This window comes from Variovorax nitratireducens (assembly GCF_051216545.1).
GTDB lineage: Bacteria > Pseudomonadota > Gammaproteobacteria > Burkholderiales > Burkholderiaceae_C > Variovorax.
Genome location: NZ_JBPJZO010000009.1, coordinates 83,848 through 98,394 on the forward strand (window position 1 = coordinate 83,848; position 14,547 = coordinate 98,394).

Below are 14,547 nucleotides of genomic sequence, written 5' to 3' on the forward strand. Positions count from 1 at the left end.
CATGGGTCAGTGCGCTCAGCTCGTCGGAAGTGCAGCATGGAGCGCGCCGAGCAGGGCGCTCTCGCTGAAAGGTTTGAACAGGCATTCAACCGCACTTTGTGAGAGCAGCCACGAACGAAGGGTGTCGTCCGTTTGTGCGGTGATGAAGATGATCGGTATGTCGTGCGCCCGATTCTTCAGTTCCTGTTGGAGCCCGGGGCCGGACATGCCAGGCATGGCGATGTCGAGGATGAGGCAGCGGGTCTGGTCGATGCAGCCGGACGCAAGGAACTGCTCCGCCGACGAGAACACCTCGACCGCATAGCCACATTCCCGCAGCAGGTCGGGCAGCGACTCGCGCACAGATTCATCGTCGTCGATGACCGATATGAACGTGACGCCCGCCATCAAGGAACCCTCATGCTGGCGCGTCCGCGCGCGCCGCGTCGTCCGGCTGCACGGGAACGGAGAACGAGAACGTGGCGCCCGGAACGTCTGGATGAATGGCTACGGTCCGTCCGTGGCCCTTGGCTTCGCCAAAGTAAATCCCAGTGTTGGCGCGCCGGCGCTGATTCAGGAAGTCGACTGTCTCGTCGAAGCGCGCCGTCCATATCGGTCCTGGAAGTGCATCGACCAGGCGATCGAGCTCGATTTCCATTCCGACCCTTTCGTGACAGTCACCGTGTCGTGAGGATGCGCCACGCCGCGCCGAACGTCTATGACACTTTGGTGTCGTGTAAAAGGCTTCGCATCGCACGCCACGGAACCTCGATGTTGAATGGCTTCGTCAGGAGCTCCACGGCTCCTGCCTTCATCGCCTGGACCGCGATGGGGACGTCATCGAGAGCCGTGATGAAGATGCTCAGGCAGCGATCAGATGCTGCAGATCGAGAGGTTGAGGCCCGGAAGCGCAATGTCGAGGACCAAGTGGCTCGGCGCGGCAGTTGGCGGGCGGGGAATTCCCGGGCGAACGAAGGTCTCCGGCCGCCAGCCCGCGCTGCGTACCGGCCACCGCGATGCAGCGTGATGCCGGGATCGACGATGCACCGGCAAGCTCCGACAGGCGCAGCAAACTTCAGGCGGCGAGGAGTTTCAGCAACGCTTGGGCGGCGGCGGTCGAGGACGCCGGGTTTTGGCCGGTGATAAGGTGCTCATCGGTGATGGCCAAGACTTGCCAATCGTCCACCTTCTCGAACTGACCGCCCAGCTTCTTGAGTTCATCCTCGACAAGGAAAGGAACGATGTGCGTGAGACCGACTGCTTCTTCCTCGGTGTTGGTAAAGCCGGAGACACGTTTCCCCTTGACGATCGACTCACCGTGGATCCTGACGTGGCGCAAGACGCCAGGTGCATGGCAAACGGCGGCAACGGGTTTGCCCGCGTTGTAGAAGTCCTCGATCAGGGCGATCGAGCGCTTGTCCTCTGCAAGATCCCACAAGGGACCGTGTCCACCTGGGTAGAAGACCGCGTCGAAGTCCGCGGCCCTCATGTCGGCCAGCTTCAAGGTGCTTGCCAGTACCTTCAACGCTGTGCCATCACCCTTGAAGCGTTCCGTTAAGACCGTCTGGCCCTCTGGCGTGTCGCTCATGGGGTCGATGGGTGGCTGGCCGCCCTTAGGCGATGCGACCGTGATCTGGTGCCCTGCGTCGAGAAAGGTGTAGTAGGGAGCCGCGAACTCTTCCAGCCAGAATCCGGTCTGGCGACCGGTGTCTCCCAGCTTGTCGTGTGAGGTGACGACCATCAAAATCTTCATTGGCATTGTGTTACTCCGAAGAGGTGAATGAATTTTGCAGGTATGCAGGCACATGCGCCGCATCCCAACCTTTACGGATCATGGCGGCCTTTGGCCAGGCGGGAACGAATGGCGTTTCCCAATGTATCTACGCCAGAGCCCGACACACCATGTTGCCGAGTTCGAACTGCTGCAGAGCGAGACCGGGATTTGCCCGATTCACACCGGCCGGCGAAGTTGGCTGAAGGACTTCGGCCGCGCAGTGGAGCAAGGCCAGTGCGAGATGTCGAAGGAGGTGGATGAAGACCCGCTGGCTGTCGAACTGACTGCGCTTGCAGGCTACGCGGGCACTGGAGAGGACCTTCGACGGCTCCCCGCCACCCCCGCCTGCCTGGGGGCGACTTTCTGGCGTGGGTCTCGGCCCGGGCCAATGCCGTGATGCGCTAAGCGCTCACCGGCATCGCAGCCGGGTCTGGGCGGCCTGACGCTGGGGGTGCGCCAGCGCGCATGCGGCGCACCATCCGAGGCTCTGCCTCCAGCCGATTGGCTGCGAGCGCGCCCGACGCGGATTGATAGCGATGGGGCACGATCAGCACATCGCTGGTGCTGTCACGGAGCACGCCCTGGGCAACGCTTTCGAAGAGAAGATCGACGGCTGCCGATGATGGGTGCTTGCCGACGACGATGAGCTCTGCCCCACTGCGCTGCTGCTGCACAGCCACTTGCCGCGCAGGGTTTCCGTACCGGATGGCGGACATCACACGATTGCGGCGCGCATCGTAGGAGTCTGTCAGCCAGAACATGCGGTCCTGTGCGTAGCGTCGGCACTCCTCGCGGTATGCCCTGATGGCCTGCTCGGAAACCTCGGCATAGCGAAGCTTGCCCTCGTTGGCGGTGCTGACGGCATGGAACAGCTCGACCTGTGCATCCTTGTTGAGTGCGAACGCGAGCTCGACCAAGCCGTGCGACGCTTCCGAGAAGTCGACGGCTACGACCAGACTGCGATAGGGTCCTTCGGACGGGTTTCGCACGACAAGAATCGGACGCTGGCACCTCCTGAGCATGCCTTCCACGGGCTGGCCCAGGAAGAACGACCGAATCCCTCGCACCGGCGCAGTGCCCCAGGCCAGGAGGTCGGCGGATCGCGCCTCTGGAAGGACATCCTCGACGGTGAAAGCGATTCGGCTCACAGAGCGCACCGGGATGTCATGGCGCTCGCTCAGTTGCATGGCATGGTGCGCCAGGCGGCATCCCGCATCGGGCGGCGGCGGTTCGCCGGGGTACGCGAGAAAGATGAGCTTGAGCGCCGCACCGTGTTCCGCGGCGAGATGCGCGGCGCGCAAGAGCGCATTGTCGCCCTGTGCAGAGAAATCGGTAACGGCAAGGATGGACTGTGGGGTCATGGCAAAACTGCTTTCGGAATGGCTTGCGCCTTGCTTGCGGCGCCGAAGGACGCAGACAGAAGCAACGCGGTGAAGAAAGGGATCGGGGTGCGAAGCGTTGGGCCGGGTCCAACTGCTCGGGGCGATTGCCCCGCTACGTTTGGTAGTCGCCCGTGGCCTCGGGCTGGAAGAGGATGGCCGCGACTTCAGCGGCGCAGTCATCGCCATTCGGCGTGAGCCATTTCGCGACGTCCCCAACCTTCAATCCCAGCAGGCTGTTGCCAACCGGCGAGAGCACCGAAATGAAGCCGGCCGCGGGCTCCGCATCGCCCGGATAGCAAACCGTTAGCGTTTGGCGGCGGGCGCTGTGCACATCGACGAGCTCGACGCGTGAGTACATCGTCACGACGTCGGCGGGCACCGCGCGCGAACTCGTCACCTCTGCGCTTTTCAGCAGGTCGGCCAGGCTCGGCGGAAGCTGGTGTCCGAGCAATTTGCTCAAACGTGAGAAATCAAGGTCGGTGAGCATGCGCTCGCCGTAAATCGTTGCATGCATTGACGCACTCCATCGAATGCGAGCGTCGTCCGGGTGGGACGGCGCCGCTACCGCGCGAGGCTTGTGCCCGGCGGTGGATGGTTGCGCTGAAAGGGGAGAGAGCGAACCGCCGGGCTTAGGAATGTGCGGGCGTCAGCTGACGACGCGCCTTCTTTGAAACCGCACGTGCGTAGGTCGCTGCAAGAAGCAGTGCGGCCAGTGCAGCATGGGTGCAAACAAGGGTGATGGTCATGTAAGGAGTGTAGGCCGTAGGGGGCCGCAGTGGTGATTGCGCAAGCAATGCCCTCATGCTTCTTGCCAGATTGAAGCCGCACACCGAGGTCGCCCGCCCGAATACCGGACGCCGCGCGCCAGCAGCCACGGCGCCGTGAACGCCACAAGAAGCCAACCCAATCAGAATGACGCCCCCGAGCGTCAGGGAGCTGAGGAGAGTTGGATGCAAGCGGCGGTGGCGCCGCGCGGGGCCGCGACTTGCCTGTTCATCTTGCGCCGCCTATTTGCATTGCTCGTGCATCGTCTGCATTCGCTGGCGCATCTCCGGTGTCATGGACTTCATGTGCTCCCGCATCATCGCTTGCTGCTCTGCGGAGGGCTTGCCGCTTATCATCTTCTTGTGCTCCTCGCACATAGCCTGCATGTCCATGGTGCCCATGCCCGAGTGAGCATGGGCGTCTCGCTTCTGAGGGCCGGCGGCGCAGCCGGCCAATACGCCGGCCAGGGCCAGGGGGAGCAGATGTTGAATCAGTTTCATGGAATTTCCTTAAGGATTGGCACCGATGTGCCGAGTCGCCCAGTTGCAGACTACGCCGCGGCCTGCGCGACTGCGTTGACATACATCAAGCGGCTACTTGTCGGGCCCTCGCAGCGACCAGCGCTGAAAAACCGGACAAGCACACCAACGCTCAACAGCGTCGGCGAAACGCCGCGCCAGCCTCAGTTCAGTCCACCTTCACCGTGCGCAGTCTCAGTGCGTTGGCAATGACGCTCACCGAGGACAGCGCCATCGCGGCCGCCGCAACCACGGGCGAAAGCAACAGCCCGAAGAACGGGTAGAGCACGCCCGCCGCGAGCGGGATGCCGGCCACGTTGTAGGCAAAGCTCAAGAACAGGTTTTGCCGGATGTTCTTCATGGTCGCTTGCGAGAGCTTGCGCGCGCGGACGATGCCCATGAGGTCTCCTTTCAGGAGAGTGATGCCAGCGCTCTCCATAGCCACATCGGTGCCGGTTCCCATAGCGATGCCTACGTCGGCACTCGAAAGGGCAGGGGCATCGTTTACGCCGTCACCGGCCATGGCCACGACTCGCCCTTCGCTGCGCAGCCGCTGAACGATGGCGGCCTTGTCCTCAGGAACAATCTCTGCCACCACCTCGTCGATGCCCAGCTCCTTGGCCACTGTTTCGGCAGTCGTCTGGCCATCGCCAGTCAGCATGACGATGCGGATACCGGCATCGCGCAGGCCCTTCAGGGCAGCCGGCGTGGTCTGCTTGATGGGGTCTGCGATGGCCACGAAGCCGGCCAGCTTCCGTTCAAGGGCGACGAAGATAACGGTGGCCGACTTCGCGCGCTGCTGTTCTGCGACGGCATTCAGGGGCGCGACGTCGATGCCTCGCTCGGCCAGGAACTTGGCGGCGCCGCTCACCAACTCGAGCCCGGCGACCTTGCCGACGACTCCCTTGCCGACTGGAGAGTCGAAGTCCATGACTTCGGAGAGCTGCAGCTTGCGTTCCTGTGCGGCAGCGACGACGGCCATCGCCAAGGGATGCTCGCTGGCGCGCTCGACGCTCGCGAGCTTCTGCAGCACGTCCTCTGCGTCAAACCCTGGGGCGGGTTCAATGTGCACAACCTTGGGGCGACCTTCGGTCAGTGTGCCAGTCTTGTCCACAACCACCGTATCGACCTTCTCCATGCGCTCGAGCGCCTCGGCGTCGCGAATCAGCACACCCTGCTGGGCGCCGCGCCCGACGCCGACCATGATGGACATGGGCGTAGCCAACCCCAGTGCACACGGGCAAGCGATGATTAGAACCGCCACGGCGGCGATCAGGGCGTATGAGAATGCGGGGGTTGGGCCCCATACGAGCCAGGCAACGAAAGCCAGCGCTGCGACCAACAGCACAACAGGCACGAACCAGCCTGCGACCTGGTCAGCCATCCTCTGGATGGGAGCGCGACTGCGCTGGGCGGCCGCCACCATGTGGACGATTTGGGAAAGCAGCGTGTCCGCGCCCACCTTCTCAGCGCGCATCACGAAGCCGCCCGTCTGGTTGATGGTGCCGGCAGTGACCTTCGCACCTGGCGCCTTCACGACCGGCATGGGCTCGCCGGTCACCATGGACTCGTCCACCGTGCCTTTGCCCTCGACCAACTCGCCGTCAACCGGCACCTTCTCGCCCGGCCGCACGCGAAGCCGTTCGCCGACCAGGATAGTGTCAATCTGCACGGTCTCATCCGAGCCGTCCGCCTGCACCCGGATTGCTGTCTTCGGCGCGAGATCCAGAAGGGCCTTGATGGCTCCAGAGGTCTTCTCGCGCGCGCGCAGCTCCAGCACTTGGCCAAGCAGCACGAGGATCGTGATGACTGCAGCGGCCTCGAAGTAGATTGCAACCGCGCCGCCGTGACCCCGAAGCTCCTGCGGGAAGAGACCAGGCGCGAGCGTGCCCGCCATGCTGTACAGCCACGCCGCGCCCGTCCCGAGTGCGATGAGCGTGAACATGTTCAAGCTGCGGTTCTTTACGGAATCCCAGCCTCGGGTGAAGAATGGCCACCCAGCCCAGAGGACGACTGGAGTTCCGAAGACCATCTGTATCCAGTTCGAGGTCTGTGCACCGACCAAGTGAGCAATGTCGAACAGGTGGCCGCCCATCTCCAGGAAGAAGATCGGCACAGTCAGCGCGAGCCCAATCCAGAAGCGCCGGGTCATGTCCCGCAATTCGGGGCTCTCCTCGGTCTCGCCGGTCGCAATCACTGGCTCCAGCGCCATGCCGCAAATAGGGCAGCTTCCGGGCCCCATCTGACGAACCTGGGGATGCATCGGGCACGTGTACTCGGCGTCCTTGCTGTCGGTCGCCACAGCGACCGGCGATGTTGCAGGTGCAAGGGGATGGTGCTGATGCCCGTGTTGAGCGCTCCCATGGGCGGCATTCGCCGAGGGCGCGCCCACCGGCTCCAGGAACATCCCACACTTCGGGCACTTGCCTGGCCCCTGCTGGCGCACTTCCGGGTGCATTGGGCAGGTGTATTCGACGTCCGAAGATGCCGCTGCAGTTCCTCCTTCGGCAGTGTGCCCTTGGTGGGCATGGCCGGCATGGTCATGCAAGGCATCTTGGTGTCCAGCAGCGTGCTCCGTATGAGACGATTTTTCCTGTTGCATGCTTGCTCCGGTTTCTTCTGCTTTGAGTCAGGCTGGGGCGTCGAACAGCCAGCACCTCAGATTGTGGATAGACGGACCAGGAAGGGAATTGCGAATCCGCGAAGGAAGTCCGGCACCAGCAATGCCAAGCCGGCGCCAAGGACAATCGCGCCCTAGCCGGAGGCGAGCTCTGCAGCCTTAGCCGCTCCGCGTGCCATCGTCAATCGGGCCGCTGCCGTGTGAGTGGCCACCATGGCCGCGCCCGCGGTGCATGAAGACGTGCATTAGCGGACAAGCGGCCAGGAAGGCAAAGGGCAACAGTGCAAGCACGTGGTTCGTGTGGGCAACGTACAAGTACACGCTCGCGGCCACCGTGATGACGGTCGCGATTGCAGCTGATCCATGATGGGCTCCTTTACTTCCCGCAGCATGAGCGAGTGGCCGGGGCCGCCGCTTGACCGGCGTCAATTGACGCCGTCTTTCGGGTGCCGCCGCAGCAGCCACCGCTCGCGCGCGGTGTTGCAGTTCCGGCCGTGGGCGCGAACCGGACTTCCTGTGGCGTGTATCCGGCCTGTTCGATGGCATGCGCCAGCGCGTCTGCCGGCGCGTTGCCGCTGATTCGCACGAGTTTTTGTGGGATGTCGACCTCGGTAATGGCCGTCTTGTCGACACCCGCGACGGCCTTGGTGATGCTGCTGGCGCAGTGACCGCACGTCATGTCGGGGACTTGGAAGGTGACCATTGATAGCCTTTCAGGATTGATGCAGCGACTGTCAACCCTCCCATGGTGTCAAGGTCAAGTTCTTTTTTCAGATTCTGCAAGGCCACTTTGCCGTCGAACTACGCACTTTGTTGGCCATTCGGAACCCATCGAATGGTGGATGCGAATGTGACGTAGCACACGTAGGATTCTTCGCTCGTCCCTTTGCCAGACATCAGGGCGAGACGAGACCCACTGGGCCCGTTGTTAGAACGCCCATCAAAGAAAAGCGAGGACAGCATGGCCAAGCCCAGCGCATCGAAAGACTCGTCTGCCCGTGGGATCAAGATCTCAGTCAAGCCCTTCGGCCCGACCACCGAAGAACTGGCGGCGATCGGCGAGCACGTGGTGCTGAATCCGGCACTGCTCGATTACATCGGGCACTCCAAGGCGCGGCTCCTTTATGTCGAGGCGCTGGAGGAGGTCGAACCGGCCAAGAGCGGCAAGCCGAAACCGCCGCGCGGATTTCGCGCCACCCTGTACGACGACAAACGTCATCGCACCGTCTTCGTCGATGGCCTGCTGAGCGCGCCGCGCAAGCTGTCGCTGACGGAATCCGCCTTGCCTCCGCCGCCCTCGGATGCCGAGTTCGCTGCCGCCGTGAAGATCGTGCATCGCGATGCAGCTTTTGGGGCGGCTCTCGCTGCGGGCCATCTGGAACCCTATCAGCCGATCCCCGCTCTTTCGCTGACTGAATTGCCCGACGGAAGCATCGAACGCCGGATCACGGTCGGCCTGCTGCCGCGGGGGCCGAACGCAGAGCACGAGATCGTCGCCGTCGATCTTGCCGCGCGTGCGTTGACCCGATTCAAGGGTCGAGCGCCGGGCAACGCCCACCCCCATCCCAGTGGACTGTGCGGTGTGCCGCACGATGCCAACCAGACAACGGCCAACAAGGGCACCGCCGGCCAGGTCTGGGTGACGGTGAGCCAGGGCGGGCAGACCCTGTGGCGTTTCCTCGCCGTGCGGCCGGCCGCCTCAAGCGGCACCAATGGGTCGGGCGTCGAGCTGCGCTTCGTCGACTACAAGGGCAAGCGCGTTCTGTACCGCGCGCACGTGCCGATCCTCAACGTCAAGTACGACCAGAATGCCTGCGGTCCCTACCGTGACTGGCAGTACCAGGAAGGCATGATCCAGGCACAGGGCAGCAACGTGGCGCCGGGCTTTCGCCTCTGCACCGCACCCGCCCTGACCATTCTGGACACGGGATCCGACACCGGCAACTTTCTCGGCGTCGGCATCTACCTGCAAGGCAGCGAGGTGGTTCTTGTCAGTGAGATGGAAGCGGGCTGGTACCGATACGTCAGTGAATGGCGCCTCGGCACCAACGGGACGATCCGTCCCCGCTTCGGCTTTGCTGCCGTCGAAAGCCAGTGCGTGTGCAACGTGCACCACCACCACGTCTACTGGCGGTTGGATTTTGATATCCGGACCTCGAGCAACAACCGTGTGCGCGAGTTCAACGATCCGCCGTTGGTCGGGTCGAGCAAATGGCACAGCAAGGCGTTCGAGAGCCGCAGGCCGCGCGACTTTGCGCGCAAGCGCAAGTGGCGCGTCGAGAATACCGTCAGCGGCGAGGGCTATGAGATCGTCCCGAATGCGAACGATGGCATCGCAAGCGCGGCGCCGGATGCCCCCTTCGGCCGCGGCGATGTCTGGATCCTCCGCTATAGAGGCAGCGAGATAGACGACGGCTCGGTCGCGATCGGGCCGCCCTACGAAGCCGAGCTCGACCGATGGGTCAACGGCGAACCCATATCGCAGCACGATGTCGTGGTCTGGTATGGCGCCCACTTCACGCATGACGTGAACCATGCCGGCCCGGCCCAGCCAGATCACATCGTCGGGCCCGACTTGAAGCCGGTGAATTGGTAGGGCGCGCTGGCAGGCTCGCGCGCAGTCCGCGTCCCTTCCTACAGATTGGACGCGTACTCCGCCGTAGCTTCGGGGTCAAAGGAGCAAGCCAACATGACCAACCCGAAGCTGCCGTCTGACGACCCCATGCAGCTACCGGTCGAACCGGAATTTCCGACGGACGACGCGCCGACCAACCCTCACACGGATGAAGGCAAGCCTGGTGCAGACGAGAATGCGGCGGGCTTCGTCAAGACGAAACTCTGACCGTTCGCAGCAGCGCGTTAGACGAGGGGCCGAACCATGGGCGCCGCGGTCAACCTTTTGAACGCGCTGAAATGCCGTATGGCCATTTGCGGCTTTCCAGAATCCGCATACAGCAATGCGGCGTTTCGATGCGCATCGAGAAGGTCGGGCTGCAGCCGCAGCGCTTCCTCATAGCTGGCCAAGGCTCCGTCCACGTCGCGCGCCGCCGGATCTCGCTGACACCGGAGACTTCTCGCGCAAAAAGAACCAAAGCGCCAGCAGCCACGGCGCCGGGAACGCCACAAGAAGCCACTGGAAGTCAGGGTCCATGATGAAGTTCACGACGACCATCAGCCCGATGGACGTGAGACCGCTTAGCGCAACGGCCCTTTGCGCCAGTGGCTTGCCATCGCGCCCTCCGGCTCGGACAATTCTTTCCTGCACGGCACACGCGCTGCTAGGGGATCTGATGAACCTCGACCCTGTCCCTCCTGTCGCACTGGTGGTGGACGACGAGCCGGTGGCCCGACTGATGGTGAAGCTGGCACTGGAAAGCTTCGGCTGCGCTCCGGTCCTGGAAGCTGCCGACGGAATCGCGGCGCAGGAGGTCCTGCGCGAGCACCCGGACGTCGCCCTGGTGCTGACCGACATCATGATGCCGCGGATGGACGGCCTGGAACTGCTGCGCTGGGGACGCCAGGCCGTGCCGGACGCCATGTGGATCGTGCTGTCGGGGCTGGAGACCTTCGACTCGGCGGTGGCCGCGATCCGCCTGGGCGCGTTCGACTTCCTGCCGAAGTCGCCGCGCACGGAAGAGATGGGGGTCGCGGTGCGCAACGCGCTCGAGCGGCGGCAACTGCTGGCTGAACGCGAGCGGCTGCACCGGGAACTGCAGCGCAAGGTCCACGAACTTCAGGAGACTTCCGAAGTGCTGCGCCGCGACCTCGAGCGGGCGGAGGTGATCCAGCGCGCCTTGCTGCCGCGCAGCCCGCCCCCCATGGAGGGCTATTGCATCCAGGCTGTCTACCGCCCGGGGCAGCATGTGGGCGGCGACCTCTACGACGTGATCCGACTGGGCGAGCAGCACCTCGCCTTCTACCTGGCCGACGCCACCGGCCACGGGGTGACCTCGGCGATGCTCTCGGTGCTGTTCAAGCAGCGGCTGGTCCTGGTCGACCCGGCGACGGGCCTCGCGCTGTCGCCGGCGGAGGTATTGGCCGCGGTGAACCGCTCGATCTGCGAGACGCGCGCCGCGCCGGGGCTGTTCCTGACGGCCGTCTTCGGCCTGCTGGATACGTCGGACGCGAGCCTCACGCTGGCATCCGCGGGCCACCCGCCCGTGCTGCACGCACGCGACGGCCGGGAAACGCGCCTGATCCGCCGCACGGGGCCGGCGCTCGGGCTGGCGCCGGACGCGCACTTCGGGCAGGAGCGTCTCCAGCTCCTGGCGGGCGACCGGATCCTCTTCTACACCGACGGGCTCCTGCCCTCCGGGTCGGAGCGCGAGCTGGAACTGCTGCAGCAGGTGCTCGCCAAGCCGCTCTCCAGTGCGCAGGAGGTCATGGCGCACCTTCACGGCGGCGCGCCGGCGGGAGCGGATCGGGACGATGTGACCATCTTGCTCATCGATGCGCACGCGGGCGTCTCCTGGTTCGACAATGGCGCCGCGCTTCCCGCGGCTGCCGCATCCGACGCGCCGCGGCCCGAGAGCGATGCGGTGTTCTATGGCGAAACCGTGGATGCCGCCCACCTTGCGCTGCGCGGCCGGGCCAGCTGGATGCATTGCGATGCCTTCCACGAAACGGCCCTGGCCGTGCTGGACGGGGGACGCCCCCTCGTGCTGGACTTCTCCGGTTGCGAGTACATGGACAGCACCTGCCTCGGCACGGTGCATGAGCTGCTCGCCCGCGGCGGCGTGGTGCTCTCGGGGGTGACGCCGGCCGTGCGCGCCCTGTTCGAGGAGCTGAGCATGCAGCAGGTGCTGGCCGCGATTCGCGAAGACATTCCCGCCGCGCCCGAGCAATACGCGCTGGGCACCGGGGGCGGCCAGGCCGTGGTGCAGAAGCGGATCCTGCAGGCGCACGAGGCCCTCTCCGCGCTGAGCGAACGCAACCGCGAGGAGTTCAAGGACGTCGTCGAGTCGCTGCGTGGTGAGCGGGACGGGGCGACATGACCACTCCCATTCGCGTGCTGCATCTCGAGGACGACCCGGCCGATGCGCAGCGCATTGGGGCCGGGCTGCAGGCCGAGGACCTGGACTGCGACATCACGTGGGTGCAAACCCGGGAAGACTTCGTCGCCGCCCTGCAGCGGCAAGCCTTCGACCTGGTGCTGTGCGACTACGAAGTCGGCGGCATGGCGCTGCTGCGGCAGGTGCTGCAGCAGCATCCGGGCATTCTCCTGATCGTGGTCACCGCCGCGTTGTTGTCCGAGGAGGAGGGGGTGGAGTGCATGGAGGCAGGCGCCACGGACTACGTCATCAGGCTGCGCCTGCGCCGGCTGCGCTATTCGGTGCGGCGAGCGATCGCCGAACGGCAACATATGGCGACCCTGCGCCAGGCGGAAGACGACTTGCGCGCCCTGAACGCCGACCTGGAGGCGCGCGTGCACCTGCGCACCGCCGAGCTGGAAACAGCCAACGCGTTCCTGAACTCGGTGATCCAGCACATTCCCTATCAAGTCATCGTCAAGGATGCCAAGGACCTGAAGGTCGTCCGCGTCAACCGCAGCATGGAGGAGATGACGGGGCGCAGCCAGCAGGAGTTGCTGGGCAAGACGGCCTACGAGTTCGTCAGTTCCAAGGAGGAGGCCGACTTCTTCACGGCCCAGGACAGGGAAGCGCTGGCGCTGGGCCGGGAAGTGGACATCCCCGAGGAGACCCTGCATACGCGCGACGGCAGCGTGCACATCCTCCACGCGAAGAAGATTCCGATCCTCGACGAGGCCGGCCAGCCGCGCTACGTGCTGACCATGGCGGAAGACGTGACGGAAAGGAAGAAGAAGGAGCGTGAAATCGAGCGACTGAATGCGGCCCTGGCGCAGCGCAGCGCCGAGGTGGAAGCCGCCAACCGCGCCAAGAGCACCTTCCTGGCCACCATGAGCCACGAGATCAGGACGCCTATGCACGGCATGCTGGGCATGCTGGAACTGCTGAGCCTGACCGAGCTGGATGCCGAGCAGCGCGAGACGCTCGCGCTGGTGCGGGAATCGAGCCGGGCGCTGCTGCGCATCATCGACGACATCCTCGATTTCACGAAGATCGAGGCCGGCAAGCTGGAGGTCCGCCCCGAGGTCGTCTCCATCAAGCGCCTGATCGAGGAGGTGCAGAGCATCTACCTTGGCAATGCCAGCAGCAAGGGCCTGATCGTGCGGCGGATGGTCGACCCGCGCGTCAGTCCGGCGCTGCGGGTCGATCCGGTGCGCCTGCGCCAGATCCTCAACAACTTCGTCAGCAACGCGATCAAGTTCACCTCCGAGGGCTGGATCGACATCAACGTGCAATGGCTGGGTCGCTCGGAGGGGCAGGAAAACCTGCGCTTCGAGGTGAAGGACACCGGCATCGGCATCTCGCCCGAGGACCAGCAGCGCCTGTTCCAGCCGTTCAGCCAGGCGGACGGTGACGAGGCGCGGCGGCGGCCGGGTGGCACCGGCCTGGGGTTGGTCATCTCCCGCCAGCTGGCGCAGATGATGGGTGGCTCGATCAGCCTGGAAAGCGCGCCGGGGAAGGGCTCGACGATCACGTTGGAACTGTCGCTGCCCGTCGCCGAGCCCCTGCCGGGCAGCGGCGCCGACGGCGCGCGCGCGCTCCCGGCGGCCGCGGCCATGCGCCGCATGGCGCCCGGCACCGCGCAGGCCGAGACGGAAGGAACGCTGGTGCTGCTGGTGGACGACCACCCCGTCAACCGCATGCTGCTTCTGCGCCAGGTGCGAACGCTGGGCTATGCCGCCCAGACCGCCGACGACGGCGTCCAGGCCCTGGCGCTGTGGAAGTCGGGTCGCTTCGGGCTGGTCATCACCGACTGCCACATGCCGCACATGGACGGCTACGAGCTGGCGCGCAGCGTCCGCGGGCTGGAATCCGACGCGGGGCGCGAGCGCGTGCCGATCGTCGCCTGCACCGCTAACGCGCTGCAGGGGGAAGCCGAGGCGTGCCTGGCCGCCGGCATGGACGACTTCCTGGTCAAGCCGGTGGAGCTGGCGCAGCTGATCGAAAAGCTCGATCGATGGCTGCCGCTTCCCCAGGCCCCCTCGCCGCCCGCCGCTCCCGCCGCCGCGAGCCCGGACGCCGCCCCCGCCGCCAGTCCGATCGACCAGGCGCTCCTCACGGCGACATGCGGCGGCGACGCGTCGATGGTGGGCGAGGTTCTTGCAGCCTTCCAGCGAACGTGCGAGGACGATTCGGCCAGACTCGGGCAGGCGGCGGCCGCCGGCGACCTCGCACAAGTCACCCAGTTCTCTCACCGCATGGCAGGCGCCGGCAAGATGATCGGTGCGCCCGCGTTCGCAGCCGCATGCGAGAACATCGAGCGCGCCGGCCGCAGCGGCGACTGGAAGGCGGTTTTCGCTGGCATGTCCGCGTTCGAGCAGGAACGGATGCACCTGGCTGCTTATCTCGAGAGGCGCAAGGAGAAGCGCGGCGCGGACGAGAACGCAGCAGGGTTCGTGAAGCCGAAGCCTTGAATGCCTAC

At 65.1% G+C, this 14,547-nt stretch carries 14 protein-coding genes; 4 read left to right on the forward strand and 10 right to left on the reverse strand.

The window, feature by feature from the left end; genetic code table 11:
• Positions 1-15: 15 nt before the first annotated feature.
• The 9 genes from ACSFA8_RS19735 to ACSFA8_RS19775 all read right to left on the reverse strand — a co-directional run bounded on the left by ACSFA8_RS19735 (position 16) and on the right by ACSFA8_RS19775 (position 7,741).
• Complete coding sequence (locus ACSFA8_RS19735) at positions 16-387, reverse strand: response regulator transcription factor (protein WP_435481303.1); 372 nt, start codon at positions 385-387, stop codon at positions 16-18.
• 10 nt (positions 388-397) lie between these two features.
• Entirely contained in the window at positions 398-637 is a 240-nt protein-coding gene (locus tag ACSFA8_RS19740; protein ID WP_435481175.1) for a hypothetical protein, read from the reverse strand.
• Between the two features lie 417 nt (positions 638-1,054).
• The gene (locus tag ACSFA8_RS19745) at positions 1,055-1,732 is read right to left on the reverse strand and encodes a type 1 glutamine amidotransferase domain-containing protein (protein ID WP_435481176.1); all 678 of its coding nucleotides are present in this window, start codon (positions 1,730-1,732) and stop codon (positions 1,055-1,057) included.
• A 422-nt stretch (positions 1,733-2,154) separates the two neighbouring features.
• The gene (locus ACSFA8_RS19750; protein ID WP_435481177.1) at positions 2,155-3,114 is read right to left on the reverse strand and encodes a universal stress protein; all 960 of its coding nucleotides are present in this window, start codon (positions 3,112-3,114) and stop codon (positions 2,155-2,157) included.
• 133 nt (positions 3,115-3,247) lie between these two features.
• A complete protein-coding gene (locus tag ACSFA8_RS19755) occupies positions 3,248-3,649 on the reverse strand; it encodes a GreA/GreB family elongation factor (protein WP_435481178.1) in 402 nt (133 codons plus the stop codon).
• Positions 3,650-4,142: 493 nt separating this feature from the next.
• The gene (locus tag ACSFA8_RS19760) at positions 4,143-4,400 is read right to left on the reverse strand and encodes a hypothetical protein (RefSeq protein WP_435481179.1); all 258 of its coding nucleotides are present in this window, start codon (positions 4,398-4,400) and stop codon (positions 4,143-4,145) included.
• A gap of 187 nt (positions 4,401-4,587) precedes the next feature.
• Positions 4,588-7,020, reverse strand: a complete 2,433-nt coding sequence (locus ACSFA8_RS19765) for a copper-transporting P-type ATPase (protein WP_435481180.1) — start codon at positions 7,018-7,020, stop codon at positions 4,588-4,590.
• A gap of 177 nt (positions 7,021-7,197) precedes the next feature.
• The gene (locus ACSFA8_RS19770) at positions 7,198-7,389 is read right to left on the reverse strand and encodes a DUF2933 domain-containing protein (RefSeq protein WP_435481304.1); all 192 of its coding nucleotides are present in this window, start codon (positions 7,387-7,389) and stop codon (positions 7,198-7,200) included.
• 25 nt (positions 7,390-7,414) lie between these two features.
• Positions 7,415-7,741 (reverse strand): heavy-metal-associated domain-containing protein, encoded by a 327-nt coding sequence (locus ACSFA8_RS19775; protein ID WP_435481181.1) that lies wholly within the window; start codon positions 7,739-7,741, stop codon positions 7,415-7,417.
• A 258-nt stretch (positions 7,742-7,999) separates the two neighbouring features.
• Between ACSFA8_RS19775 and ACSFA8_RS19780 the strand changes: the two genes are divergently transcribed.
• Both ACSFA8_RS19780 and ACSFA8_RS19785 read left to right on the forward strand, forming a co-directional pair.
• Positions 8,000-9,634, forward strand: coding sequence for a copper amine oxidase (locus ACSFA8_RS19780; protein ID WP_435481182.1), 1,635 nt, complete (start codon positions 8,000-8,002; stop codon positions 9,632-9,634).
• 93 nt (positions 9,635-9,727) lie between these two features.
• Positions 9,728-9,880 carry a hypothetical protein gene (locus ACSFA8_RS19785; RefSeq protein ID WP_435481183.1) on the forward strand — a complete coding sequence of 51 codons (153 nt, stop codon included), beginning with the start codon at positions 9,728-9,730 and terminating at the stop codon, positions 9,878-9,880.
• Positions 9,881-9,897: 17 nt separating this feature from the next.
• On the opposite strand, the gene ACSFA8_RS19790 is transcribed toward ACSFA8_RS19785, so the two are convergent.
• Complete coding sequence (locus tag ACSFA8_RS19790) at positions 9,898-10,074, reverse strand: tetratricopeptide repeat protein (protein WP_435481184.1); 177 nt, start codon at positions 10,072-10,074, stop codon at positions 9,898-9,900.
• A 254-nt stretch (positions 10,075-10,328) separates the two neighbouring features.
• On the opposite strand from ACSFA8_RS19790, the gene ACSFA8_RS19795 reads away from it, so the two are divergent.
• Both ACSFA8_RS19795 and ACSFA8_RS19800 read left to right on the forward strand, forming a co-directional pair.
• Positions 10,329-12,032: a SpoIIE family protein phosphatase gene (locus tag ACSFA8_RS19795; RefSeq protein ID WP_435481185.1), complete on the forward strand. Its 1,704-nt coding sequence runs from the start codon at positions 10,329-10,331 to the stop codon at positions 12,030-12,032.
• Entirely contained in the window at positions 12,029-14,539 is a 2,511-nt protein-coding gene (locus ACSFA8_RS19800) for a response regulator (RefSeq protein ID WP_435481186.1), read from the forward strand. Before ACSFA8_RS19795 ends, ACSFA8_RS19800 begins: the two co-directional genes overlap by 4 nt.
• Positions 14,540-14,547 lie beyond the last annotated feature (8 nt).